The organism is Serratia sp. CY29653, assembly GCF_052169255.1.
Lineage (GTDB): Bacteria > Pseudomonadota > Gammaproteobacteria > Enterobacterales > Enterobacteriaceae > Serratia > Serratia sarumanii.
Genome location: NZ_JBJNLC010000001.1, coordinates 2,429,344 through 2,451,922, shown reverse-complemented (window position 1 = coordinate 2,451,922; position 22,579 = coordinate 2,429,344). Strand labels below are relative to the sequence as shown.

General features: G+C 60.8%; 21 protein-coding genes. 20 read left to right on the top strand and 1 reads right to left on the bottom strand.

The features are described 5' to 3' along the window. Positions 1-386: 386 nt before the first annotated feature. The 12 genes from ACJ8HN_RS11845 to nei all read left to right on the top strand — a co-directional run bounded on the left by ACJ8HN_RS11845 (position 387) and on the right by nei (position 10,677). The gene (locus tag ACJ8HN_RS11845; protein ID WP_004939916.1) at positions 387-596 is read left to right on the top strand and encodes a YbfA family protein; all 210 of its coding nucleotides are present in this window, start codon (positions 387-389) and stop codon (positions 594-596) included. 140 nt (positions 597-736) lie between these two features. Next, positions 737-1,693, top strand: coding sequence for a YbgA family protein (locus ACJ8HN_RS11840; RefSeq protein WP_033647169.1), 957 nt, complete (start codon positions 737-739; stop codon positions 1,691-1,693). A gap of 15 nt (positions 1,694-1,708) precedes the next feature. Further along, positions 1,709-3,139: a deoxyribodipyrimidine photo-lyase gene (phrB, locus tag ACJ8HN_RS11835; protein WP_308414124.1), complete on the top strand. Its 1,431-nt coding sequence runs from the start codon at positions 1,709-1,711 to the stop codon at positions 3,137-3,139. Between the two features lie 22 nt (positions 3,140-3,161). Then, on the top strand, positions 3,162-4,142 hold the full coding sequence (locus ACJ8HN_RS11830; protein WP_047568879.1) for an MBL fold metallo-hydrolase: 981 nt from the start codon (positions 3,162-3,164) through the stop codon (positions 4,140-4,142). Positions 4,143-4,160: 18 nt separating this feature from the next. Next, entirely contained in the window at positions 4,161-4,904 is a 744-nt protein-coding gene (locus ACJ8HN_RS11825) for a type 2 GTP cyclohydrolase I (RefSeq protein WP_025301873.1), read from the top strand. Between the two features lie 159 nt (positions 4,905-5,063). Beyond that, entirely contained in the window at positions 5,064-5,720 is a 657-nt protein-coding gene (gene pxpB, locus ACJ8HN_RS11820) for a 5-oxoprolinase subunit PxpB (RefSeq protein ID WP_004939909.1), read from the top strand. Next, a complete protein-coding gene (gene pxpC / locus ACJ8HN_RS11815) occupies positions 5,714-6,646 on the top strand; it encodes a 5-oxoprolinase subunit PxpC (RefSeq protein WP_060426417.1) in 933 nt (310 codons plus the stop codon). Before pxpB ends, pxpC begins: the two co-directional genes overlap by 7 nt. Beyond that, entirely contained in the window at positions 6,636-7,376 is a 741-nt protein-coding gene (gene pxpA / locus ACJ8HN_RS11810; RefSeq protein ID WP_033647161.1) for a 5-oxoprolinase subunit PxpA, read from the top strand. The genes pxpC and pxpA overlap by 11 nt, the downstream gene beginning before the upstream one ends. 54 nt (positions 7,377-7,430) lie before the next feature. Further along, complete coding sequence (locus ACJ8HN_RS11805; RefSeq protein ID WP_015376970.1) at positions 7,431-8,162, top strand: DUF969 domain-containing protein; 732 nt, start codon at positions 7,431-7,433, stop codon at positions 8,160-8,162. Further along, positions 8,159-9,178 carry a DUF979 domain-containing protein gene (locus ACJ8HN_RS11800; RefSeq protein WP_094860042.1) on the top strand — a complete coding sequence of 340 codons (1,020 nt, stop codon included), beginning with the start codon at positions 8,159-8,161 and terminating at the stop codon, positions 9,176-9,178. The genes ACJ8HN_RS11805 and ACJ8HN_RS11800 overlap by 4 nt, the downstream gene beginning before the upstream one ends. Before the next feature lie 8 nt (positions 9,179-9,186). Next, entirely contained in the window at positions 9,187-9,831 is a 645-nt protein-coding gene (gene pcp, locus ACJ8HN_RS11795) for a pyroglutamyl-peptidase I (RefSeq protein WP_016928732.1), read from the top strand. A gap of 54 nt (positions 9,832-9,885) precedes the next feature. Further along, positions 9,886-10,677 carry an endonuclease VIII gene (gene nei, locus ACJ8HN_RS11790; RefSeq protein WP_041033904.1) on the top strand — a complete coding sequence of 264 codons (792 nt, stop codon included), beginning with the start codon at positions 9,886-9,888 and terminating at the stop codon, positions 10,675-10,677. Between the two features lie 57 nt (positions 10,678-10,734). Here the strand turns inward: nei and ACJ8HN_RS11785 are convergent, their stop codons facing one another. Further along, a complete protein-coding gene (locus ACJ8HN_RS11785) occupies positions 10,735-12,027 on the bottom strand; it encodes a citrate synthase (protein WP_016928730.1) in 1,293 nt (430 codons plus the stop codon). A 730-nt stretch (positions 12,028-12,757) separates the two neighbouring features. Between ACJ8HN_RS11785 and sdhC the strand changes: the two genes are divergently transcribed. The 8 genes from sdhC to sucD all read left to right on the top strand — a co-directional run bounded on the left by sdhC (position 12,758) and on the right by sucD (position 22,514). Beyond that, on the top strand, positions 12,758-13,147 hold the full coding sequence (gene sdhC / locus ACJ8HN_RS11780) for a succinate dehydrogenase cytochrome b556 subunit (RefSeq protein WP_004939893.1): 390 nt from the start codon (positions 12,758-12,760) through the stop codon (positions 13,145-13,147). Beyond that, on the top strand, positions 13,141-13,488 hold the full coding sequence (sdhD, locus tag ACJ8HN_RS11775; protein ID WP_004939891.1) for a succinate dehydrogenase membrane anchor subunit: 348 nt from the start codon (positions 13,141-13,143) through the stop codon (positions 13,486-13,488). Before sdhC ends, sdhD begins: the two co-directional genes overlap by 7 nt. Continuing rightward, entirely contained in the window at positions 13,489-15,255 is a 1,767-nt protein-coding gene (gene sdhA / locus ACJ8HN_RS11770; RefSeq protein WP_015376974.1) for a succinate dehydrogenase flavoprotein subunit, read from the top strand. A 16-nt stretch (positions 15,256-15,271) separates the two neighbouring features. Next, positions 15,272-15,988 carry a succinate dehydrogenase iron-sulfur subunit gene (locus ACJ8HN_RS11765; RefSeq protein ID WP_004939885.1) on the top strand — a complete coding sequence of 239 codons (717 nt, stop codon included), beginning with the start codon at positions 15,272-15,274 and terminating at the stop codon, positions 15,986-15,988. Between the two features lie 275 nt (positions 15,989-16,263). Further along, on the top strand, positions 16,264-19,071 hold the full coding sequence (sucA, locus tag ACJ8HN_RS11760; protein ID WP_033638693.1) for a 2-oxoglutarate dehydrogenase E1 component: 2,808 nt from the start codon (positions 16,264-16,266) through the stop codon (positions 19,069-19,071). 64 nt (positions 19,072-19,135) lie between these two features. Then, positions 19,136-20,353 (top strand): 2-oxoglutarate dehydrogenase complex dihydrolipoyllysine-residue succinyltransferase, encoded by a 1,218-nt coding sequence (odhB, locus tag ACJ8HN_RS11755; RefSeq protein WP_161726980.1) that lies wholly within the window; start codon positions 19,136-19,138, stop codon positions 20,351-20,353. A 122-nt stretch (positions 20,354-20,475) separates the two neighbouring features. Next, the gene (sucC, locus tag ACJ8HN_RS11750) at positions 20,476-21,642 is read left to right on the top strand and encodes an ADP-forming succinate--CoA ligase subunit beta (protein WP_025301883.1); all 1,167 of its coding nucleotides are present in this window, start codon (positions 20,476-20,478) and stop codon (positions 21,640-21,642) included. Next, a complete protein-coding gene (gene sucD / locus ACJ8HN_RS11745; RefSeq protein WP_004939878.1) occupies positions 21,642-22,514 on the top strand; it encodes a succinate--CoA ligase subunit alpha in 873 nt (290 codons plus the stop codon). Before sucC ends, sucD begins: the two co-directional genes overlap by 1 nt. Positions 22,515-22,579 lie beyond the last annotated feature (65 nt).

Genomic DNA, 22,579 nt, shown 5'->3' with positions numbered 1-22,579 from the left:
AAGAAGATGAAAAAATCGCGCGGGCGGGTGTAAAAAAAGTATAAAAATGGCTGAAATTTCAGCGAAAATTTAGCATTTCAATCATCAGGCCGGTGGCGAGATTGTCCCTGATGGGGGAGGGAGAACAGGCGTAAGCGGGAAATAATGAACCAGATAATAACCACAATGTAACTCATGGTAAGTTAAAAATTAACCTTGCTGTAACAAAATTACGGATCGCGGCGGCGATTAGCGATTTTTTGTGCGATTTAGTGGTCGGATGAGTAGTAAACTTTCATCAAGTGCGCTAAAATTTTGTCCAGTTACCAAATTACCGATTGTTCATTTGATACGCCGACGCCGTTTTCCCTGACAAATCAACGGCAGGCGTTTTTAAGGAGGTTCGCATGTCTACGACCTATCACGCTTATTCACTGCATCGGATTCTCCTGCGCCGCAGCGCAGTGGTTATCGCGGGCATTTTGGCCCTGCCGGTGATGCTGTTCCGCAGCGATCGCGGGCGTTTTTACAGCTACCTGCACCGCGTCTGGTCAAAAACCAGCGATAAGCCGGTTTGGCTGCAGCAGGCGGAACTGGCGTCCTGCGATTTCTACTGAGCCACTGCCGATTCACGAAAACCCTCGCCCTGCGGCGAGGGTTTTTTTATGCCTATAGTCGGCCCTATCAAGCGCAAGGTCGTATTCGGCAAGCCATTCTTCTACACTTTCCTCATCGGTCAACAACACGGGAGAGCGGTATGAGCGACAAGATCCCTATCGGCATCAGCGCCTGTTTACTGGGCGACGCGGTGCGTTTCGACGGCGGCCACAAACGGCTGGCCTTTGCGGTGGAACAGTTGGCGCCCTATGTGCGCTTTGAGCCCGTTTGCCCGGAAATGGCGATCGGCCTGCCTACGCCACGCCCGGCGCTGCGCCTGGTGAAGCAGGCGCAACCGTGGCCGGCGATGCGCTACAGCAACGACGCCGGCGTGGATCTGACCGAGGAGATGCGCGGCTTCTCCGCGCAGCGCGTGGCGGCCTTGCAGCATCTGTGCGGCTATATCGTCTGCGCCAAGTCACCGAGCTGCGGCCTGGAGCGGGTGCGGGTCTACAGCGAAAACGGCAAGGACTCGCGTAAAAACGGCGTCGGGCTGTTTACCGCCGAACTGCTGCGCCAGATGCCGTGGCTGCCGGTGGAAGAAGACGGACGATTGCAGGATGCGGCACTGCGGGAAAACTTTATCGAGCGGGTGTACGCGCTGTACGAGTTGAACATGCTGTGGCGCCAGGGGCTGACCCGCGGCGGGCTGATCGCGTTTCACAGCCGCTACAAGCTGTCGCTGCTGGCGCATTCGCAGCCGGCGTATCGCGAGCTGGGGCGCTTCGTCGCCGATATTCACCGCTGGGATTCGCTGGAGGCCTTCGCCGTGGAATACCGCAGCCGCCTGATGGCGCTGTTGGCGCACAAAGCGACGCGGCGCAACCACACCAACGTGTTGATGCACGTGCAGGGCTACTTCCGCCGTCAGCTCAGTACGGCGCAGCGCCAGGAGCTGGCGCACCTGATCGACCGCTACCGGCAGGGCATGCAGCCGCTGTTGGCGCCGATCGCGCTGCTCAAGCATTACATGGCGGAATACCCCGATCGCTATCTGGCGGAACAACGCTATTTCGAACCTTATCCGGAGGCGCTGCGTTTGCGTTACGGCCATTGATTGACAAGGAGTTTTATGACCACGCATCTGGTCTGGTTGCGTAACGATCTGCGTATCACCGACAACAAAGCCCTGCACGCCGCCTGCAGCGATCCCGAAGCCCGGGTGCTGGCGGTGTTTATCGCCACACCGCAGCAGTGGCGGCAACATGAGATGGCGCCGCGGCAGGCGGCGCTGATCCACGCCAGCCTGCAGGCGGTGCAGCAGGCGCTGGCGCACAAGGGCATTGCGCTGCATTGCCATTCCTGTGCGGACTTTGCCGCGTCGATCGACTGGCTGGCGGACTATTGCGAGCGAGAGCAGGTGGATGCGCTGTTTTACAATCGCCAGTACGAACTGAACGAACGGCGGCGCGATGCGCGGCTGGAACAGCGGTTGAGTGGCCGGGTGAGGTGTCACGGTTTCGATGACAGCCTGCTGTTGCCGCCAGGCAGCGTACTCACCGGCGGCGGCGAGATGTACAAGGTCTATACGCCGTTTCGCAACGCTTTTCTTCAACGCCTGACCGAGTCCGACGTGAGCTGCCTGCCGGCGCCGAAGACTCGCGCCGGTGGTGCGTTACTTATGCCTGAAGCGCCGGCGGCGTTCGATTACCCTACGGCGGAGACTGGGGATGGCTATCCCGCCGGTGAGGAGGCCGCGTTGCAGCGGCTGCGGGCCTTTTGCCGCGAGCAGGTGCAGGATTACCTCCGGCAGCGCGATCTGCCGGCCCTCGCCGGCACCAGTAGCCTGTCGCCCTATCTGGCGATCGGCGTGCTGTCGCCGCGCCAGTGCTTCAACCGCCTGCGCGCCGAATGCCCGCAGCTGCTGGAAGATCGCGAAAGCGGTGCCTTCGCCTGGCTCAACGAGCTGATTTGGCGTGAGTTCTATCGCCATCTGCTGGTGGCCTATCCCGATCTGTGCCGCCATCGGCCGTTTATTGCCTGGACGGACAAGGTGCGCTGGTGCGATGACGCGGCGAAGCTGCACGCCTGGCAGCGGGGCGAGACTGGCTATCCGATCGTCGATGCCGCCATGCGCCAGCTGAACGCCACCGGCTGGATGCACAACCGGCTGCGCATGATCAGCGCCAGTTTTCTGGTGAAGGATCTGTTGATCGACTGGCGCGCCGGGGAGCGCTATTTCATGTCGCAACTGCTGGATGGGGATCTGGCGGCCAACAACGGCGGCTGGCAGTGGGCGGCATCCACCGGCACCGACGCCGCGCCGTATTTCCGCATCTTCAACCCGACGACTCAGGGTGAACGTTTTGATCCACAAGGCACTTTTATCCGTAAATGGTTGCCGGAACTGGCGGATGTGCCCGACAATGACATCCATCATCCCCATCGCTGGGCGGAAAAGCAGCGATGCACGCTGAACTACCCGCTGCCGATCGTCGATCATAAGCAAGCCCGGCTGGAGACGCTGGCGGCGTTCGAGGCGGCAAAACGGGGAGAGTCTTGAGGCAACTGCAAGGAGCGATGCAATGATGAAAAAGGTGCTGGCCCTGTGCCTGAGCGGCTATTCCGCGCTGGCGATCGCCGGCTTTGACGTGGTGGCGCTGGGCGTCGACGGCGGCGTCAGCGACGGCAATCTGACCTCCTACCTGATCCGCAGCGACAATCAGCCGCGGTATGTGGCGCTGGACGCCGGTTCGCTGCTGCCGGGCATCGCCAAAGGGCTGGAGAAGGGCAGTTTCCCGCAGGTGACGCCCGAGCTGGCCGCGCCTTACACGCCGCAGGGCTATGTGTTCCGGCAGTTGATCGGCAGCTACTTTATCAGCCACGGCCACCTGGACCACGTGGCGGGGCTGATCCTCGGCTCACCCGAGGACAATAAAAAAACCGTTTACGCCCAGGCGGACACCGTGCTGACCCTACGTAATCACTACTTCAACTGGAAGGCGTGGCCGAACTTTACCGACGCCGGCAACGGCTCGCGGCTGGGCACCTACCGGCTGCAAACGGTGCGGCCGCAGCAGCGGTTTACCCTCGGCCTGACCGGATTGACCGGCGTGATGTACCCGCTCAGCCACGATCGCTATCCGTCGTCGATGCTGCTGATTTCCAACGGCAACGAGTTCTTCGCCTACTTCGGCGATACCGGGCCGGATAAGGTGGAGCAGTCGCGCGATCTCGATACCGTCTGGCGCGCGCTGGGGCCGCTTGTCGAGCAGAAGAAGCTCAAGGGCATGATTATCGAAACCTCTTACCCTAATGGGGTGGAGGATAAACATCTGTACGGCCATTTGACGCCGGCCTGGCTGCTGAAGGAGCTGAAGAACCTGACGCAGTACAGCGGCGGCGATGGCTCGCTGAACGGTTTGCCGGTGGTGATCAGCCACATCAAGCCCAGCCTGAAGCAGGGCGAAGATGCGCGCGCCGCCATTGCGCAACAGCTGGCGCAGGGCAACGATCTGGGGGTGAAATTCATCCTGATGGCGCAGGGCGACCGGCAGACATTTTGACTATGAAGAGAGAAGAGAATGCGTAACCTCGATCTGGAACAACTGATCAACACGGAACTGAACGCCGCGGCGTTTCAGGACTACGCCCCCAACGGATTGCAGGTAGAAGGCCGCCCGCACGTGCAGCGCATCGTGACCGGCGTCACCGCCTGTCAGGCGCTGCTGGACGCCGCGGTGGCGCATCAGGCCGACGCGATTATCGTGCACCACGGCTATTTCTGGAAAAACGAGGCGCCGGCGGTGCGCGGCATGAAGCGCAACCGCCTGAAAACGCTGCTGACCCACGATATCAACCTGTACGGCTACCACCTGCCGCTGGACGCGCATCCGGTGCTGGGCAACAACGCGCAGCTGGCGCAGGCGCTGGGCATTCGGGTGATTGGCGACGTCGAGCCGCTGGTGCCGCACGGCGAATTTGAACAGCCGCTGACCGGCGAAGCGCTGCAGCAGCGTATCGAAAGCCGGCTGGGGCGCGCGGTGCTGCACTGCGGCGATAACGCGCCTGAGCACATTCGCCGGGTGGCCTGGTGCACCGGCGGCGGCCAGGGCTTTATCGACAGCGCGGCGCGCTTCGGCGTCGATGCGTTCATCAGCGGTGAAGTGTCTGAGCAGACCATTCACAGCGCGCGCGAAATGGGCGTGCATTTCTTCGCCGCCGGCCACCACGCCACCGAGCGCGGCGGCGTGAAGGCGCTGGGCGACTGGCTGGCGCAGCACCACGGCTTTGATGTGACCTTTATCGACATCCCGAATCCCGCCTGATTTTTTTCTTCCCCGGATCCAGCCCGGCCTGTGCGCCGGCTGAATCCTTCTATCGCGCTATTTCCTTATTTTCCCTATGGTTGCGTTCTATTGACAGCCGGGGCCGCGTCACGCATAACTGGTGTGTTTTTCATCGCGATAATAATAAGGAGAATAAGGGTGCAACAAGCACGTTATTACCTGTTGGGTGAAAGAGCGGTAGTGCTTGAACTGTCGCCGCCGGTGACCTTACCGAGCCAGCAGCGCATCTGGGCGCTGGCGGAAAAGCTGAATCACCACCCCGACGTGCGGGAAGTGGTGCCGGGGATGAACAACCTGACGCTGTTGCTGCATACGCCGCAGGCCGACGCCGAAGCGATGCTCGCGCTGCTGCAGCAAGGTTGGGAAAGCAAAGAGAGCCTGACGCCGGAATCGCGCCAGGTGGATATTCCGGTGGTCTACGGCGGGGAGCAAGGCCCCGATCTGGATGAAGTGGCGCGCCATACCGGCATGACACCGCGGCAGGTGGTGGAATGCCACGCGGCGGCGGCCTACGTGGTCTATTTCCTCGGCTTTCAGCCGGGCTTCTCCTATTTGGGCGGCATGCCGGAACAACTGGCGACGCCGCGCCGCGCGGAACCGCGTCTGGCGGTGGCGGCCGGTTCCGTTGGCATCGGCGGCGGCCAGACCGGTATCTATCCGCTGGTGACGCCCGGCGGCTGGCAGCTGATCGGCCGCACGCCGCTGGCGCTGTTCAATCCGCATGAAATGCCGCCGACGCTGCTGCGCCCGGGCGATAACGTGCGCTTCGTGCCGCAGAAGGAGGGCGTATGCTGATTATTCTGCGTGCCGGCATCTATACCACGGTGCAGGATTTGGGCCGCGAGGGATTCCGCCGCCTGGGCATCAGCACCGGCGGGGCGCTGGATCAACCGGCGCTGAAGATCGCCAACCTGCTGGTGGGCAATGCGCCGGAGGCCGCCGGGCTGGAGATCACCCTCGGCCAGTTCAGCGCCGAGTTTACCCGCCCTGGCTGGATCGCCTTGACCGGTGCCGGCTGCGACGCGCAGCTGGACGGCAAGCCGCTGTGGACCGGCTGGCGCTACCCGGTGAAAAAGGGGCAGCGGCTGGCGCTGGGCACGCCGAAACGTGGCATGCGCAGCTACCTGGCGATCTCGGGCGGCATCGCCGTGCCGGAAATGCTGGGCTCGTGCAGCACCGACATGAAAGCCGCCTTTGGCGGCCACGAAGGCCGTAATCTGAAGGACGGCGATCGGTTGCCGCTGGGCAAATCCACCGTGCTGCCGCAACACCGCTGCGGCGTGAAGCAACTGCTGTTCACCAACCGCATTCGCGCGCTGCCGGGGCCGGAGTACGCTGAGTTCAGCGAAGAGGCGCAGGACACGTTCTGGCGCACCGCCTGGCAGCTCAGCCCGCAGAGCAACCGCATGGGCTACCGCCTGCACGGCGGTACGCCGCTGGAGCGCACCACCGACCGCGAGATGCTGTCGCACGGCCTGCTGCCCGGCGTGGTGCAGGTGCCGCACAACGGCCAGCCGATCGTGCTGATGGCCGATGCGCAAACCACCGGCGGTTACCCGCGTATCGCCTGCGTGATCGAGGCCGATCTCTACCACTTGGCGCAGATCCGTCTCGGCGAACCGATCCACTTCGTTCTCTGCTCACTGGCCGAGGCGCAGCGCGCCAAAGCCGAGCAGGATCTCTTCCTTCGACAGATTGCCTGGGGGTTACATGATCGTTGATTTGAACGCCGATCTCGGCGAAGGCTGCGCCAACGACCAGGCGCTGTTGCAACTGGTGAGCTCGGCCAACATCGCCTGCGGCTTCCACGCCGGCGATGCGCAGACCATGCGTCAGTCGGTGCGCTGGGCATTGCAGTACGGCGTGGCGATCGGCGCTCACCCGAGTTTTCCCGATCGGGAGAACTTCGGCCGCACCCGCATGCAGCTGCCGCCGGAAACGGTGTACGCGCAGGTGGTGTATCAGCTCGGGGCGCTGGCGGCGATCGCCCGCGCCGAGGGCGGGGTGATGGTGCACGTTAAGCCGCACGGCATGCTGTACAACCAGGCGGCGGTTGAGCCGGCGCTGGCGGAAGCGATCGCCCGGGCGGTGCAGGCGGTCGATCCGGCGCTGCGGCTGGTGGGGCTGGCCGGCAGCGAACTGATCCGCGCCGGGGAACAACTCGGTCTGACCACCCGGCAAGAGGTGTTCGCCGATCGCGGCTATCAGGCCGACGGCACGCTGGTGCCGCGCGGTTTGCCGGGGGCGCTGATTGAGGATGACGAACAGGCGCTGGCGCAAACGCTGGAGATGGTGCGCCATCACCGGGTGCGCAGCGTGGATGGCGTCTGGACCGCCGTTCAGGCGGAAACCGTCTGCCTGCACGGGGACGGCGAGCATGCGCTGGCGTATGCGCGCAAGCTGCGGGACAGTTTTGTTCAGCAGGGCATCCGCGTTAGCGCGGAGCAATAAAGCAAGACACAACATCACAAGCAAAAAACTATTAGAAAATATCGAGGGAAGACTATGGAACAGGCCGTGAATCTCTGGCCACTGATTGGCATCGCCGCCATCGTGGTCGGGTTTGTATTGCGTTTCAACCCGGTGCTGGTGGTGATCGCCGCCGGTATCATCACCGGTCTGGCGGCGCTGATGCCGCTGGACGTCATTCTGGAAAAGCTCGGCGAGGGCTTTCTCAATACCCGCAACCTGCCGCTGATCCTGCTGCTGCCGCTGGCGGTGATCGGCCTGCTGGAGCGCCACGGGCTGAAAGAACGGGCGCAGGCGTGGATCGCCAGGATCAAAAGCGCCACCGCCGGCCGTCTGCTGATCGTCTACCTGTTCGTGCGCGAGATTACCGCGGCGATGGGGCTGACCAGCCTGGGCGGGCATCCGCAGATGGTGCGGCCGCTGCTGGCGCCGATGGCGGAAGGGGCAACGGAAAACCGCTACGGCGAGCTGCCGGAGCGCACGCGCCACCGTTTGCGTGCCATGTCGGCCGCGACCGACAACGTCGGGCTGTTCTTCGGCGAAGATATCTTCGTCGCCTTCGGCGCGATCATCTTCATGCACAACTTTATGCTGGAGTCCGGCGGCATTCAGACCGAGCCGCTGCATATCGCGCTGTGGGGCATTCCGACCGCGATTTTCGCTTTCCTGATCCACGCGTTCCGGCTGTATCGGATGGATAAGCAGCTGAGCGCAGAGCTGGCGCAGCTGAATCAGGCGGCGCTGCAGGCGAAGGGGGAGGCACGATGAACTTCCAGCAACAATACCTCTACTGGCTGGCCGGCGCGGTGCTGCTGATTGTGGCGGTGATGTCCTTCCGCGATCGCGCCAACCCGCGCCGCATCACCACCGGGCTGTTTTGGGGGCTGTACGGCCTGGTGTTCCTGGTCGGCGACTGGACTTACCGCCTGTTGGGCGACGTGCTGGGCGAGGGCAGCAACGAAAAACGCATGCTGCATATCATCGTTGGCGTGGTGGTGGTGGTGATGGCCCTGATTGCCGGTTTCGGCGGTGTGCGCCTCGGCAGCTATCATCAACGGGCGCCGCAGGAGCGCGAGGCCAGCGCCAAGCGCCTGGGCAACAAGCTGTTTATCCCCGCTCTGGCAATCCCGGTGGTGACGGTGATCGGCGTGCTGTTGTTCAACAACGTGCCGGCGTTGCAAAGCGCGGTATTCGGCAGCGGCAACCATGCGACGCTGATCACCCTGTTCTCGATGACCGTCGGCTGCCTGATTGGCCTGGCGATCGCGGTGAAAATGACCCACGAGAAGGCCCTGCAGCCAGTGCAGGAAGCGCGGCGCCTGCTGGATTCGATCGGCTGGGCGTTCATTCTGCCGCAGATCCTTGCCACGCTGGGGCTGCTGTTTACCGTCGCCGGCGTCGGCACCGCGATCTCGCATTTGACCCAGGAGTATCTGGCGGTGGATAACCGCTTTATCGCCGTGGCGGTCTACGCTATCGGTATGGCTGTGCTGACCATGGTGATGGGCAACGCCTTCGCCGCTTTCCCGATCGTTACCGCCGGCATCGGCATTCCGATCCTGGTGTTGCAGCACGGCGGCAACCCGGCGGTGATGGCGGCGATCGGCATGTTCTCCGGCTATTGTGGCACCCTGATGACGCCGATGGCGGCGAACTTTAACATCGTGCCGGCGGCGCTGCTGGAGCTGCCGGACAAGAATGCGGTGATCAAGGCGCAGGTGCCGACCGGCGTGCTGCTGCTGCTGGTTAACGTGTTCCTGCTGTATTTCCTGATGTTCCTGTAGGAGTAAGGATGCAAAAAGTATTGATTACCGGCTTTGAGCCGTTTGGCGGCGAGCGCCTTAACCCCTCCTGGGAAGTGGTGAAGCAGCTCAATGATATGGAGCTGGTCGGCACGCGCATCGTGGCGCGCCAGCTGCCGTGCGTGTTCGGCGCGGCGCTGGAGGCGCTCAATGCGGCGATCGACGAGGTGCAGCCGGTGATGGTGCTGGCTATCGGCCAGGCCGGCGGCCGCACCGACATCACGATTGAACGGGTGGCGATCAACGTCGACGATGCGCGTATCCCCGACAATCAGGGGCAACAGCCGGTGGACGAGCCGATCGTCGCCGGCGGCCCGGCGGCCTATTTCAGTACCTTGCCGATTAAAGCGATGGTCAGTTCGATGCGCGAGGCTGGCATTCCGGCCGCCGTTTCGCAGACCGCCGGCACCTACGTGTGCAACCATGTCATGTATGGCCTGCTACACCGTTTGAGCGGCCAGCGCGAGGTGAAGGGCGGCTTTATCCATATCCCGTATCTGCCGGAGCAGGCGGCGGCGCACCCCGGCGCGCCGAGCATGGCGGCTTCGACGGTGCTGTTTGCATTGGAGCTGGCCGTTTCCATCGCTTTGCAGGTGGAACACGATCTGAAAGTGGTGGGCGGCGCGACGCATTAATCAAGAAAATCCCCGGCGTAGCGCGCTGCGCCGGGTCTACGTAAGGAGTGGTCTATGCCGGAAGGACCGGAGATTCGCCGGGCGGCGGACAAACTGGCGGCGGCGGTGATCGATCAGCCGTTGACCGCCGTCGATTTCGCTTTTCCCCAGCTGAAACACTACCGCCAGCGTCTGCTCGGCGAGCGCATCGTCGCCATTGAGCCGCGCGGCAAGGCGCTGCTGACCCATTTCTCCAACGGGCTGACGATGTACAGCCACAACCAGCTGTACGGCGTGTGGAAAGTGGCGGCGGCCGGGGAGACGCCGGAGACCAGGCGCGATCTGCGGGTGCGGCTGGAAACCGCCCGCAGCGCGATATTGCTCTACAGCGCTTCCGACATTACCGTCGGGCCGCGCGAGGAGATAGAGCAGCACCCGTTTTTGCAACGCATCGGCCCCGACGTGTTGGACATGTCGTTGACGGTGGAAGATGTGGCGGAGCGGTTGCTGACGCCGCGTTTTCGCCGCCGGCAGCTGGGCGGCATGCTGCTCGACCAGGCGTTTCTCGCCGGATTGGGCAATTATCTGCGCGCCGAAATCCTGTGGCAGGCCGAACTGGCGCCGCAGCACAAACCGCAGGATCTGCCGCCGGAAGCGCTGCGTCGCCTGGCGGACGCATTGCTGGCGGTGCCGCGCCTTTCCTACCAGACGCGCGGGCAGGCGGATGACAACCGGCATCACGGCGCGCTGTTTCGCTTCAAGGTGTTTCATCGCAGCGGCGAGCCCTGCGAACGCTGCGGCGGGATGATCGTGCGTACCGATCTGTCGTCGCGGCCGTTTTATTGGTGCCCGGGCTGCCAGAAATAACCAAAAAAAACGCCGCCCGAAGGGGCGGCGCGGTGCAGCTTCAGCCGGGAAAGCGGCTTACTTGTTTTTCAGCTGGGATTTGAAATCGCGTTCGGCATAGCCGGTGTACAGCTGACGCGGACGGGCAATTTTGATGCCTTCGTCGTGCATTTCGTTCCAGTGGGCGATCCAGCCGATGGTGCGCGCGATGGCGAAGATCACGGTGAACATGGAAGAAGGAATGCCCATCGCCTTCAGGATGATGCCGGAGTAGAAGTCGACGTTCGGGTACAGTTTCTTCTCGATGAAGTACGGGTCGTTCAGCGCGATGTGTTCCAGCTCCATCGCGACCTGCAGCAGGTTGTCGTCCTTCTTGTTCAGCTCTTTCAGCACTTCGTGACAGGTTTCGCGCATCACGGTAGCGCGCGGATCGTAGTTCTTGTACACGCGGTGGCCGAAGCCCATCAGGCGGAAGGAGTCGTTCTTGTCCTTGGCACGCTTGATGAATTCCGGAATGTGCTCGACGGTCTTGATCTCTTCCAGCATTTTCAGCGCCGCTTCGTTGGCGCCGCCGTGTGCCGGCCCCCACAGGGAGGCGATGCCGGCCGCGATGCAGGCGAACGGGTTGGCGCCGGAAGAGCCGGCGGTGCGCACGGTAGAGGTAGAGGCGTTCTGCTCATGGTCGGCGTGCAGGATCAGGATGCGATCCATGGCGCGTTCCAGCACCGGGTTCACCACGTACTCTTCGCACGGGGTGGCGAACATCATGTGCAGGAAGTTGCCGGCATAGGACAGATCGTTGCGCGGGTAAACGAACGGCTGGCCCAGGGAGTATTTGTAGCACATCGCCGCCACGGTCGGCATTTTGGACAGCAGGCGGAACGCGGTGATTTCACGGTGACGCTCGTTGTTGACGTCCAGCGCATCGTGGTAGAACGCCGCCAGCGCGCCGGTCACGCCGCACAGCACCGCCATCGGGTGCGAGTCGCGACGGAAGCCACGGAACAGATGGGTGATCTGGTCGTGGATCATGGTGTGGCGGGTGACGGTGGTTTTGAAGGTCTCGAACTCTTCCGGCGTTGGGGTCTCGCCGTAGAGCAGGATGTAGCACACTTCCAGGTAGGAAGATTCTTTCGCCAGCTGCTCGATAGGGAAGCCGCGGTGCAGCAGCACGCCTTTGTCGCCGTCGATGAAGGTAATCTTGGATTCGCAAGAAGCGGTGGAGGTAAAGCCGGGATCAAATGTGAAATAACCTTTGGAACCCAGAGCGCGGACATCGAGGACATCGGGGCCCAGTGTCGGTGTCAATACGCCCAGTTCGATCGGAGCTTCGCTGTCGTTAATGGTTAGCGTCGCTTTCTTATCAGTCATTTACTGTCTCCTTAGCGCCTTATTTTAAAAACCACTAACAACTGAAATACCTTAAATCTCTGCAGGTTGCCCGCAAAAAAATGGTGCGGACGCTAACTCTGTGAGCGACTGCGCAACTGTGCGCGGGTAGGGTACAGAGTGCTGACCAGGCGAACGAGACGGGTGACCAGTTGTTAACGATTCATAGTAATTCGTTATAGTCTGTTAATCTTACCTATGAGCTGTTCGAAGAGATGTGAACCTATCCCAATAATCTGTTTTTATTTGCTTTATTTGCTTTTTGACGCCGGCAAAATCGAGCGGGAAACAACGGCTATTGGGATAGGTTCGTCAAATACACTGTTGCACAACTCGAACCCGGGGGGAAGTGTATCTGCTGACCCATAGCGCATCATAGGACCGTTTGTGCCCCTATATGTAATGGAAATGTTGATCTCTTGTCAAATCAGATAATTAATTTTGCACTAATTGTGAAATCCGTGATCTGAATCACTGTTCGGGGGAAATGTTATCAAAGCGGTTGTATGAGAATTGTAATCAGAATGTGATCCTCCTATACTGCCGCCAGGTCTCCGGATTACCCTGAAGTAGGAGCACCCAGCGTTATAAATGCGCGCCGTTTGAGCACAGAGGATGTTGATGTTTGAGCGCGTGACGTGTAAGGGTTTTAGGCTCTTAACGCTGTCTGATCCCCGCCCAGGCCCGGAGGAAGGAAAATAATAAGAGCTGTGTGGGCAAATACGTGAAAAAACAACGACCTGTCAACTTGGATCTGCAAACGATCCGGTTCCCCGTAACTGCGATAGCGTCTATCTTACACCGAGTCTCTGGCGTAATTACCTTCGTTGCCGTGGGTATCCTCCTCTGGCTGCTGGGCCTGTCACTCTCTTCCCAAGAGGGGTTCCTGCAGGCGGCCGCCATCATGAATAGCTTCATCGTCAAATTCATATTCTGGGGCATCCTCACGGCGCTGGCCTATCACATTTGCGGTGGCATCCGTCACTTGTTAATGGATTTTGGCTACATCGAAGAGAGTTTGGCCGCCGGTACCCGTTCCGCCCAGGTGGCGATCGGTCTGACCGTCGTGCTGTCAGTTCTGGCTGGAGTCCTCGTATGGTAAACAACGTTTCTGCATTAGGGCGCAACGGCGTGCACGATTGGCTGCTGCTGCGCGCTTCCGCTATCATTATCACCCTGTACGTCCTGTATATCCTGGGCTTCTTCGTCACGGCTCCGGAACTCACTTATGACATCTGGCGCGGTTTCTTCGCCACTTCCATTACGAAAGTGTTCACTCTGCTGACCTTGCTGTCGATTCTGGTGCACGCCTGGATCGGGCTGTGGCAGGTGCTGACGGACTACGTCAAGCCGCTGGCGGTTCGCCTGGTGTTGCAGCTGGCTGTCGTGGTCGCGTTGCTGGTCTATTTACTGTACGGAACAATCGTAGTGTGGGGTGCTTAAATGAAACTGCCAGTCAGAGAGTTTGATGCCGTCGTAATCGGCGCCGGCGGTGCGGGCATGCGTGCCGCGCTGCAAATTTCCCAAGCGGGCTCGACCTGTGCCCTGCTGTCCAAAGTTTTCCCGACCCGTTCCCATACCGTGTCCGCACAGGGCGGCATCACCGTCGCGCTCGGCAACAGCCACGAGGACAACTGGGAATGGCATATGTACGACACGGTGAAAGGTTCCGACTATATCGGTGACCAGGACGCCATCGAATATATGTGCAAAACCGGCCCGGAAGCGATTCTGGAACTGGAACACATGGGCCTGCCGTTCTCTCGTCTGGACGACGGCCGCATCTATCAGCGCCCGTTCGGCGGCCAGTCGCTGAACTTCGGCGGCGAGCAGGCGGCGCGTACCGCAGCCGCAGCCGACCGTACCGGCCACGCGCTGCTGCACACCCTGTACCAACAGAACCTGAAAAACCACACCACCATCTTCTCCGAGTGGTATGCGCTCGATCTGGTGAAAAACCAGGACGGCGCGGTGGTTGGCACCACGGCTATCTGCATCGAAACCGGTGAAGTGGTTTACTTCAAAGCCAAGGCCACCGTGCTGGCGACTGGCGGCGCAGGCCGTATTTACCAGTCCACCACCAACGCCCACATCAACACCGGCGACGGTGTCGGCATGGCGCTGCGCGCCGGCGTGCCGGTGCAGGACATGGAAATGTGGCAGTTCCACCCGACCGGCATCGCCGGCGCGGGCGTGCTGGTGACCGAAGGCTGCCGCGGCGAAGGCGGTTACCTGCTGAACAAACACGGTGAGCGCTTCATGGAGCGTTATGCGCCGAACGCCAAAGATCTGGCGGGCCGCGACGTGGTTGCCCGTTCGATCATGATCGAAATCCGCGAAGGCCGCGGCTGCGACGGTCCTTGGGGCCCGCACGCCAAGCTGAAGCTGGATCACCTGGGTAAAGAGGTGCTGGAATCCCGTCTGCCGGGCATTCTGGAACTGTCCCGCACCTTTGCGCACGTCGATCCGGTGAAAGAGCCGATCCCGGTTATCCCAACCTGTCACTATATGATGGGCGGCATTCCGACCAAGGTGACCGGCCAGGCGCTGACCGTGAACGAGAAAGGCGAAGACGTGGTGATCCCGGGGCTGTTCGCGGTGGGCGAAATCGCCTGCGTATCGGTGCACGGCGCCAACCGCTTGGGCGGCAACTCGCTGCTCGACCTGGTGGTGTTCGGCCGTTCCGCCGGCATGCACCTGCAGGAATCGCTGGAAGAGCAGGGCGTGAGCCGTGACGCCAGCGACTCCGACGTGGAAGCCTCGCTGGACCGTCTGAACCGTTGGAACAACACCCGTTCCGGCGAAGACCCGGTCGAAATTCGCAAAGCGCTGCAGTCTTGCATGCAGCACAACTTCTCGGTATTCCGCGAAGGCGATGCGATGGCCAAGGGCCTGGAAGAACTGAAAGTGATCCGTGAACGTCTGAAGAACGCACGCCTGGACGATACCTCCAGCGAGTTCAACACCCAGCGCATCGAGTGCCTGGAGTTGGATAACCTGATGGAGACCGCGTATTCCACCGCCGTGTCGGCCAACTTCCGTACCGAGAGCCGCGGCGCGCACAGCCGCTTCGACTACCCGGAACGCGATGACGCCAACTGGCTGTGCCATTCGCTGTATCTGCCGCAATCGGAAAGCATGACACGTCGTGAAGTGAACATGCAACCGAAGCTGCGCCCGGCATTCCCGCCGAAAGTGCGTTCTTACTAATTGCGGAGATCGACAGATGAAACTCGAATTTTCCATTTATCGCTACAACCCGGATGTCGATGACGCGCCGCACATGCAGGATTACACCCTGGAAGCGGAAGAAGGTCGCGACATGATGCTGCTGGATGCGTTGATCCAGCTGAAAGAAAAAGACCCGACCCTGTCGTTCCGTCGCTCATGCCGCGAAGGCGTGTGCGGTTCCGACGGCCTGAACATGAACGGTAAAAACGGCCTGGCGTGCATCACCCCGATTTCGTCGCTGCGCAAAGGTAACGGCAAGATCGTGATCCGTCCGCTGCCGGGCCTGCCGGTGGTGCGCGATCTGGTGGTGGATATGGGCCAGTTCTACACCCAGTATGAAAAGATCAAGCCATACCTGCTGAACGACGGCAAGAACCCGCCGGCGCGCGAGCACCTGCAGTCGCCGGAGCAGCGCGCCAAGCTGGACGGTCTGTACGAGTGCATTCTGTGCGCCTGCTGCTCGACCTCTTGCCCATCGTTCTGGTGGAACCCGGACAAGTTCATCGGGCCTGCCGGTCTGCTGGCGGCGTATCGCTTCCTGATCGACAGCCGTGACACGGAAACGCAAGAACGTTTAGATGATCTGGACGACGCTTTTAGTGTTTTCCGCTGCCATAGCATTATGAATTGTGTCAGTGTATGTCCTAAAGGCTTGAACCCGACGCGTGCGATCGGGCATATCAAGTCCATGCTGCTGCAACGCGGCGCATAAACGGAATGAGATGCTGCGCCGGGCTCTTTTCCGGCGCACATCCCATAGGGGAGGGAACCTCTAAAAACTGACCCGCGGCTGCGGCGCTATGCAGCCTGGTTCTTCCGCCGGTTTTTAGAGGTTCCTTGTAAGGGACCGCAAGGTCCATAACAGAACGTATCGGGCCGTCATGGCCGCAAGTACGTCGAGTGAACCGTTTTACGGCAAACCGTATTCATCACGGTAATTATGTTAACCACGGCGAAAACTAAAGCTTCAAAGCTTAAGGGATCATGATGCAGAACGGCGCAATGAAGGCCTGGCTGGATTCCTCCTATCTGGCGGGCGCGAACCAGTCTTACATAGAGCAGCTCTATGAAGACTTCTTAACCGATCCGGGTTCCGTTGAAGATAGCTGGCGTTCCATTTTTCAACAGCTACCAACCGCGGGTGTCAAACCCGATCAGCTTCACTCTCAAACGCGCGATTACTTCCGCCGCCTGGCGAAAGACTCCGCGCGCTACAATACCACCATCACCGATCCGGAAACCGACGCCAAACAGGTCAAGGTACTGCAGCTGATCAACGCCTTCCGCTTCCGCGGGCATCAGCATGCCAACCTCGATCCGCTCGGCCTGTGGCAGCGCGAGCAAGTTCCTGACCTTGATCCCGCTTACCACAACCTGACCGAAGCCGATTTCCAGGAAACCTTCAACGTGGGCTCTTTCGCCATCGGCAAAGAAACCATGAAGCTGGGCGATCTGTACGCCGCGCTGAAGCAGACCTATTGCGGCTCGATCGGCGCTGAGTACATGCACATCACCAACACCGAAGAGAAACGCTGGATCCAACAGCGCATCGAGTCGGTGGTGGGGCGCGCCAGCTTTACCGCCGACGAAAAACGCCGTTTCCTGAACGAGCTGACCGCGGCGGAAGGCCTGGAACGTTACCTGGGCGCCAAATTCCCGGGCGCCAAACGCTTCTCGCTGGAAGGCGGCGACGCGCTGGTGCCGATGCTGAAAGAGATGGTGCGCCACGCCGGTAAGAACGGCACGCGCGAAGTGGTGTTGGGCATGGCCCACCGCGGCCGTCTGAACGTGCTGATCAACGTGCTGGGCAAAAAGCCGGCCGATCTGTTCGACGAATTCGCCGGCAAGCATAAAGAACACCTCGGCACCGGTGACGTGAAATATCACCAGGGCTTCTCTTCCGACGTGGAAACCGAAGGCGGCATGGTTCACCTGGCGCTGGCGTTCAACCCGTCGCACCTGGAGATCGTTAGCCCGGTGGTCATGGGCTCGGTTCGCGCCCGTCGCGATCGCTTGGACGAAGCGCGCAGCAACATGGTGCTGCCGATCACCATTCACGGCGACGCCGCCATCACCGGCCAGGGCGTGGTTCAGGAAACCCTGAACATGTCTCAGGCTCGCGGCTACGAAGTGGGCGGCACCGTGCGCATCGTCATCAACAACCAGGTTGGTTTCACCACCTCCAACCCGCTGGATGCGCGCTCTACCGAATACTGCACCGACATCGCCAAAATGGTTCAGTCGCCGATCTTCCACGTCAACGCGGACGATCCGGAGGCCGTGGCCTTCGTCACCCGCCTGGCGTTGGATTTCCGTAACACCTTTAAGCGTGACGTGATGATCGATCTGGTTTGCTACCGTCGCCATGGGCACAACGAGGCCGACGAGCCGAGCGCCACCCAGCCGGTGATGTATCAGAAGATCAAGAAACACCCTACGCCGCGCAAAATCTACGCTGACGTTCTGACCGAACAGAACGTGGCCAGCCTGGAAGATGCCACGGAAATGGTCAACCTGTACCGCGACGCGCTCGACCGCGGCGATTGCGTGGTTGAAGAGTGGCGTCCGATGAACCTGCACTCCTTCACCTGGTCACCGTACCTGAACCACGAGTGGGACGAAGAGTACCCGAGCAAGGTTGAGATGAAGCGCCTGCAGGAGCTGGGCCGCCGCATCAGCACCGTGCCGGAAGCGATCGAAATGCAGTCGCGCGTGGCGAAAATCTACGCGGACCGCGCCGAGATGGCGGCGGGCAACAAGCCGTTCGACTGGGGCGCCGCCGAAACGCTGGCCTACGCCACCATGGCGGATGAAGGCATTCCAATCCGCATCTCCGGCGAAGACGCCGGCCGCGGCACCTTCTTCCACCGTCACGCGGTGGTGCACAACCAGAAAAACGGTTCGGTCTACGTTCCGCTGGCGAATATTCACAGCGGCCAGGGCGAATTCAAGGTCTGGGATTCCGTGCTGTCTGAAGAAGCGGTGCTGGCGTTCGAATACGGCTACGCCACGGCGGAACCGCGCACGCTGACCATCTGGGAAGCGCAGTTCGGTGACTTCGCCAACGGCGCGCAGGTCGTTATCGACCAGTTCATCAGTTCCGGCGAGCAAAAATGGGGCCGTATGTGCGGCCTGGTGATGCTGCTGCCGCACGGCTATGAAGGCCAGGGCCCAGAGCACTCTTCCGCGCGTCTGGAACGCTATCTGCAGCTGTGCGCAGAGCAGAACATGCAGGTGTGCGTCCCGTCCACGCCGGCGCAGGTTTACCATATGCTGCGCCGTCAGGCGCTGCGCGGTATGCGCCGTCCGCTGGTGGTGATGTCGCCGAAGTCGCTGCTGCGTCACCCGCTGGCGATTTCTTCACTGGACGAACTGGCCAACGGCACCTTCCTGCCGGCGATCGGCGAGATCGACGACTTGGATCCGAAAGCGGTCAAGCGCGTCGTGCTGTGCTCCGGCAAGGTCTACTACGACCTGCTGGAACAGCGTCGCAAGAACGAGCAGAAAGACGTGGCCATCGTGCGTATCGAGCAGCTGTATCCGTTCCCGCATCAGGCCGTGCAGGCCGTGCTGGAGCAATACTCGCACGTGCATGATTTCGTCTGGTGTCAGGAAGAGCCGCTGAACCAGGGCGCCTGGTACTGCAGCCAACACAACTTCCGTGAAGTGGTGCCGTTCGGGGCTTCTTTACGTTACGCAGGACGTCCGGCCTCCGCTTCTCCGGCGGTGGGCTATATGTCCGTACACCAGAAGCAGCAGCAGGCTCTGGTGAACGACGCGCTGAATATTGACTAATGTTCGCTCGCTTGCCGGCCGAGGGGCCGGCAAGCAGATGATAAAAAACTTAAGGGAAAGCTAAATGAGTAGCGTAGATATTCTGGTTCCTGACCTTCCTGAATCGGTTGCCGATGCGACCGTAGCCACCTGGCACAAAAAACCGGGCGACAGCGTGCAGCGTGATGAAGTCCTGGTTGAAATCGAAACCGACAAAGTGGTGTTGGAAGTGCCGGCCAGTGAAGCGGGCATTCTCGATGCTATCGTGGAAGAAGAGGGCGCGACCGTACTGTCTCGCCAGCTGCTCGGCCGCATCCGTCCGGGCGACAGCTCCGGCAAGCCGACCGCTGAGAAGAGCCAGGAGAAAGAAGCCACGCCTGCACAGCGCGCTACCGCGAGCCTGGAAGAAGAAAGCAATGACGCGCTCAGCCCGGCGATTCGCCGCCTGATCGCCGAACACGATCTCGATGCCGGCACCATCAAAGGCACCGGCGTGGGTGGCCGCATCACGCGTGAAGACGTGGAAGCGCACCTGGCCAAAGGCGGTGCCGCCGCCAAACCGGCCGCCACCGCTGAAGCCGCGCCGCAGCCTGCTCTGGCCGGCCGCAGCGAAAAACGCGTGCCGATGACTCGCCTGCGCAAACGCGTCGCCGAGCGTCTGCTGGAAGCGAAGAACAGCACCGCGATGCTGACCACCTTCAACGAAATCAACATGCAGCCGATCATGGATCTGCGCAAGCAGTACGGCGAAGCCTTCGAGAAGCGCCACGGCGTGCGTCTGGGCTTCATGTCCTTCTACATCAAGGCGGTGGTTGAAGCACTGAAGCGCTTCCCGGAAGTGAACGCGTCGATCGACGGTTCTGACGTGGTTTACCACAACTACTTCGACATCAGCATCGCGGTTTCGACCCCGCGCGGCCTGGTGACGCCGGTACTGCGCGATGTGGACGCCATGAGCATGGCTGACATCGAGAAGAAAATCAAAGAGCTGGCCGTTAAGGGCCGCGACGGCAAACTGACCGTGGAAGAGCTGACCGGCGGTAACTTCACCATTACCAACGGCGGCGTATTCGGCTCCCTGATGTCTACCCCGATCATCAACCCGCCGCAGAGCGCCATCCTGGGCATGCACGCCATTAAAGATCGCCCAATGGCGGTCAATGGTCAGGTGGTGATCCAGCCGATGATGTATCTGGCGCTGTCTTATGACCACCGCCTGATCGACGGTAAAGAATCCGTCGGTTATCTGGTGACGGTCAAAGAGATGCTGGAAGATCCGGCTCGTCTGCTGCTGGACGTCTAGTAACCCTTGCCGGGCGCGGCATGCCGCGCCCGCACTCTGTGCTATGTGGCCGGAAAACCATGCGGTTTACCGCGTAATAATGGTCCGGCTAAAAACCTTCAGAACTGAATGGATAGAACATCATGAATTTACACGAATATCAGGCAAAACAGCTGTTTGCTCGGTATGGCATGCCGGCACCAACCGGTTACGCCTGTACCACTCCGCGTGAAGCAGAAGAAGCCGCATCCAAAATCGGCTCCGGCCCGTGGGTGGTGAAATGTCAGGTTCATGCTGGCGGCCGCGGTAAAGCGGGCGGCGTAAAAGTCGTCAACAGCAAAGAAGATATCCGTGCCTTCGCGGAAGCCTGGTTGGGCAAGCGTCTGGTGACTTACCAGACTGACGCGCTGGGCCAGCCGGTTCACCAGATCCTGGTAGAAGCGGCGACCGACATCGATAAAGAGCTGTACCTGGGCGCGGTAGTGGATCGTTCTACCCGTCGCGTGGTGTTCATGGCGTCTACCGAAGGCGGCGTGGAAATCGAGAAGGTGGCGGAAGAAACCCCTGAACTGATCCACAAAATGACCATCGATCCGCTGGCGGGTCCACAGCCTTATCAGGGCCGTGAGCTGGCCTTCAAACTGGGCCTGACCGGTAAGCAAGTCAGCCAGTTCGCCAAGATCTTCATGGGCCTGGCGACGCTGTTCCTGGAGCGCGATCTGGCGATGGTTGAGATCAACCCGCTGGTGATCACCAAGCAGGGCGATCTGGTGTGCCTGGACGGCAAACTGGGCGCCGACGGCAACGCCCTGTTCCGCCAGCCGGAACTGCGTGAAATGCGTGACCCTTCCCAGGAAGACGAGCGCGAATCCCGTGCGGCTCAGTGGGAGCTGAACTACGTTGCCCTCGACGGCAACATCGGCTGCATGGTTAACGGCGCCGGCCTGGCGATGGGCACCATGGACATCGTTAAACTGCACGGCGGCGAACCGGCCAACTTCCTGGACGTTGGCGGCGGCGCGACCAAAGAGCGCGTGACCGAAGCGTTCAAAATCATCCTGTCCGACGACAAGGTGAAAGCGGTTCTGGTTAACATCTTCGGTGGTATCGTACGTTGCGATCTGATCGCCGACGGCATCATCGGCGCAGTGGCCGAAGTGGGCGTTAACGTCCCGGTGGTGGTGCGCTTGGAAGGGAACAACGCCGAACTGGGCGCCAAGAAACTGGCGGACAGCGGCCTGAATATCATTGCTGCGACCAGCCTGACTGATGCGGCTCAGCAAGTTGTTGCAGCAGTGGAGGGTAAATAATGTCCATTTTAATCGATAAGAACACCAAAGTAATTTGCCAGGGCTTCACCGGTAGCCAGGGGACTTTCCACTCCGAACAAGCTATCGCTTACGGCACCAAAATGGTTGGCGGCGTAACCCCGGGCAAAGGCGGCACTCAGCACCTGGGCCTGCCGGTGTTCAACACCGTGCGCGAAGCGGTTGAAGCGACCGGCGCCACTGCCTCGGTGATCTACGTTCCAGCGCCGTTCTGCAAAGACTCCATCCTGGAAGCGATCGATGCCGGTATCAAACTGATCATCACCATCACCGAAGGCATCCCGACCCTGGACATGCTGACCGTGAAAGTGAAGCTGGACGAAGCCGGCGTGCGTATGATCGGGCCGAACTGCCCAGGCGTGATCACCCCAGGCGAGTGCAAAATCGGCATCATGCCTGGCCACATCCACCTGCCGGGCAAAGTGGGCATCGTTTCCCGCTCCGGCACCCTGACCTATGAAGCGGTGAAACAAACCACCGATGCCGGTCTGGGCCAATCCACCTGCGTGGGCATCGGCGGCGACCCGATCCCGGGCTCCAACTTCATCGATATCCTGAAGATGTTCCAGCAGGATCCGCAGACCGAAGCGATCGTGATGATCGGTGAGATCGGCGGCAGCGCTGAAGAAGAAGCAGCAGCTTACATCAAAGAACACGTCACCAAACCGGTTGTCGGCTACATCGCCGGCGTAACCGCGCCGAAAGGCAAGCGCATGGGCCACGCGGGCGCCATCATCGCAGGCGGCAAAGGCACGGCGGACGAGAAGTTTGCTGCGCTGGAAGCGGCGGGCGTGAAAACCGTTCGCAGCCTGGCGGACATCGGCGACGCGGTAAAAGCGGTGCTGAAGCGCTAAGCATTTAGTACGAAATAACACTATCTCGACATGTTTGGCCACCCATTGGGTGGCCTTTTTTATGG

Coding starts and splice junctions, on each gene's coding strand:
- ACJ8HN_RS11845 (WP_004939916.1), top strand. CDS start 387: ATGTCTACGACCTATCACGCTTATTCACTGCATCGGATTCTCCTGCGC.
- ACJ8HN_RS11840 (WP_033647169.1), top strand. CDS start 737: ATGAGCGACAAGATCCCTATCGGCATCAGCGCCTGTTTACTGGGCGAC.
- phrB (WP_308414124.1), top strand. CDS start 1,709: ATGACCACGCATCTGGTCTGGTTGCGTAACGATCTGCGTATCACCGAC.
- ACJ8HN_RS11830 (WP_047568879.1), top strand. CDS start 3,162: ATGATGAAAAAGGTGCTGGCCCTGTGCCTGAGCGGCTATTCCGCGCTG.
- ACJ8HN_RS11825 (WP_025301873.1), top strand. CDS start 4,161: ATGCGTAACCTCGATCTGGAACAACTGATCAACACGGAACTGAACGCC.
- pxpC (WP_060426417.1), top strand. CDS start 5,714: ATGCTGATTATTCTGCGTGCCGGCATCTATACCACGGTGCAGGATTTG.
- pxpA (WP_033647161.1), top strand. CDS start 6,636: ATGATCGTTGATTTGAACGCCGATCTCGGCGAAGGCTGCGCCAACGAC.
- ACJ8HN_RS11805 (WP_015376970.1), top strand. CDS start 7,431: ATGGAACAGGCCGTGAATCTCTGGCCACTGATTGGCATCGCCGCCATC.
- ACJ8HN_RS11800 (WP_094860042.1), top strand. CDS start 8,159: ATGAACTTCCAGCAACAATACCTCTACTGGCTGGCCGGCGCGGTGCTG.
- pcp (WP_016928732.1), top strand. CDS start 9,187: ATGCAAAAAGTATTGATTACCGGCTTTGAGCCGTTTGGCGGCGAGCGC.
- nei (WP_041033904.1), top strand. CDS start 9,886: ATGCCGGAAGGACCGGAGATTCGCCGGGCGGCGGACAAACTGGCGGCG.
- ACJ8HN_RS11785 (WP_016928730.1), bottom strand. CDS start 12,027: ATGACTGATAAGAAAGCGACGCTAACCATTAACGACAGCGAAGCTCCG.
- sdhD (WP_004939891.1), top strand. CDS start 13,141: ATGGTAAACAACGTTTCTGCATTAGGGCGCAACGGCGTGCACGATTGG.
- sdhA (WP_015376974.1), top strand. CDS start 13,489: ATGAAACTGCCAGTCAGAGAGTTTGATGCCGTCGTAATCGGCGCCGGC.
- ACJ8HN_RS11765 (WP_004939885.1), top strand. CDS start 15,272: ATGAAACTCGAATTTTCCATTTATCGCTACAACCCGGATGTCGATGAC.
- sucA (WP_033638693.1), top strand. CDS start 16,264: ATGCAGAACGGCGCAATGAAGGCCTGGCTGGATTCCTCCTATCTGGCG.
- odhB (WP_161726980.1), top strand. CDS start 19,136: ATGAGTAGCGTAGATATTCTGGTTCCTGACCTTCCTGAATCGGTTGCC.
- sucC (WP_025301883.1), top strand. CDS start 20,476: ATGAATTTACACGAATATCAGGCAAAACAGCTGTTTGCTCGGTATGGC.
- sucD (WP_004939878.1), top strand. CDS start 21,642: ATGTCCATTTTAATCGATAAGAACACCAAAGTAATTTGCCAGGGCTTC.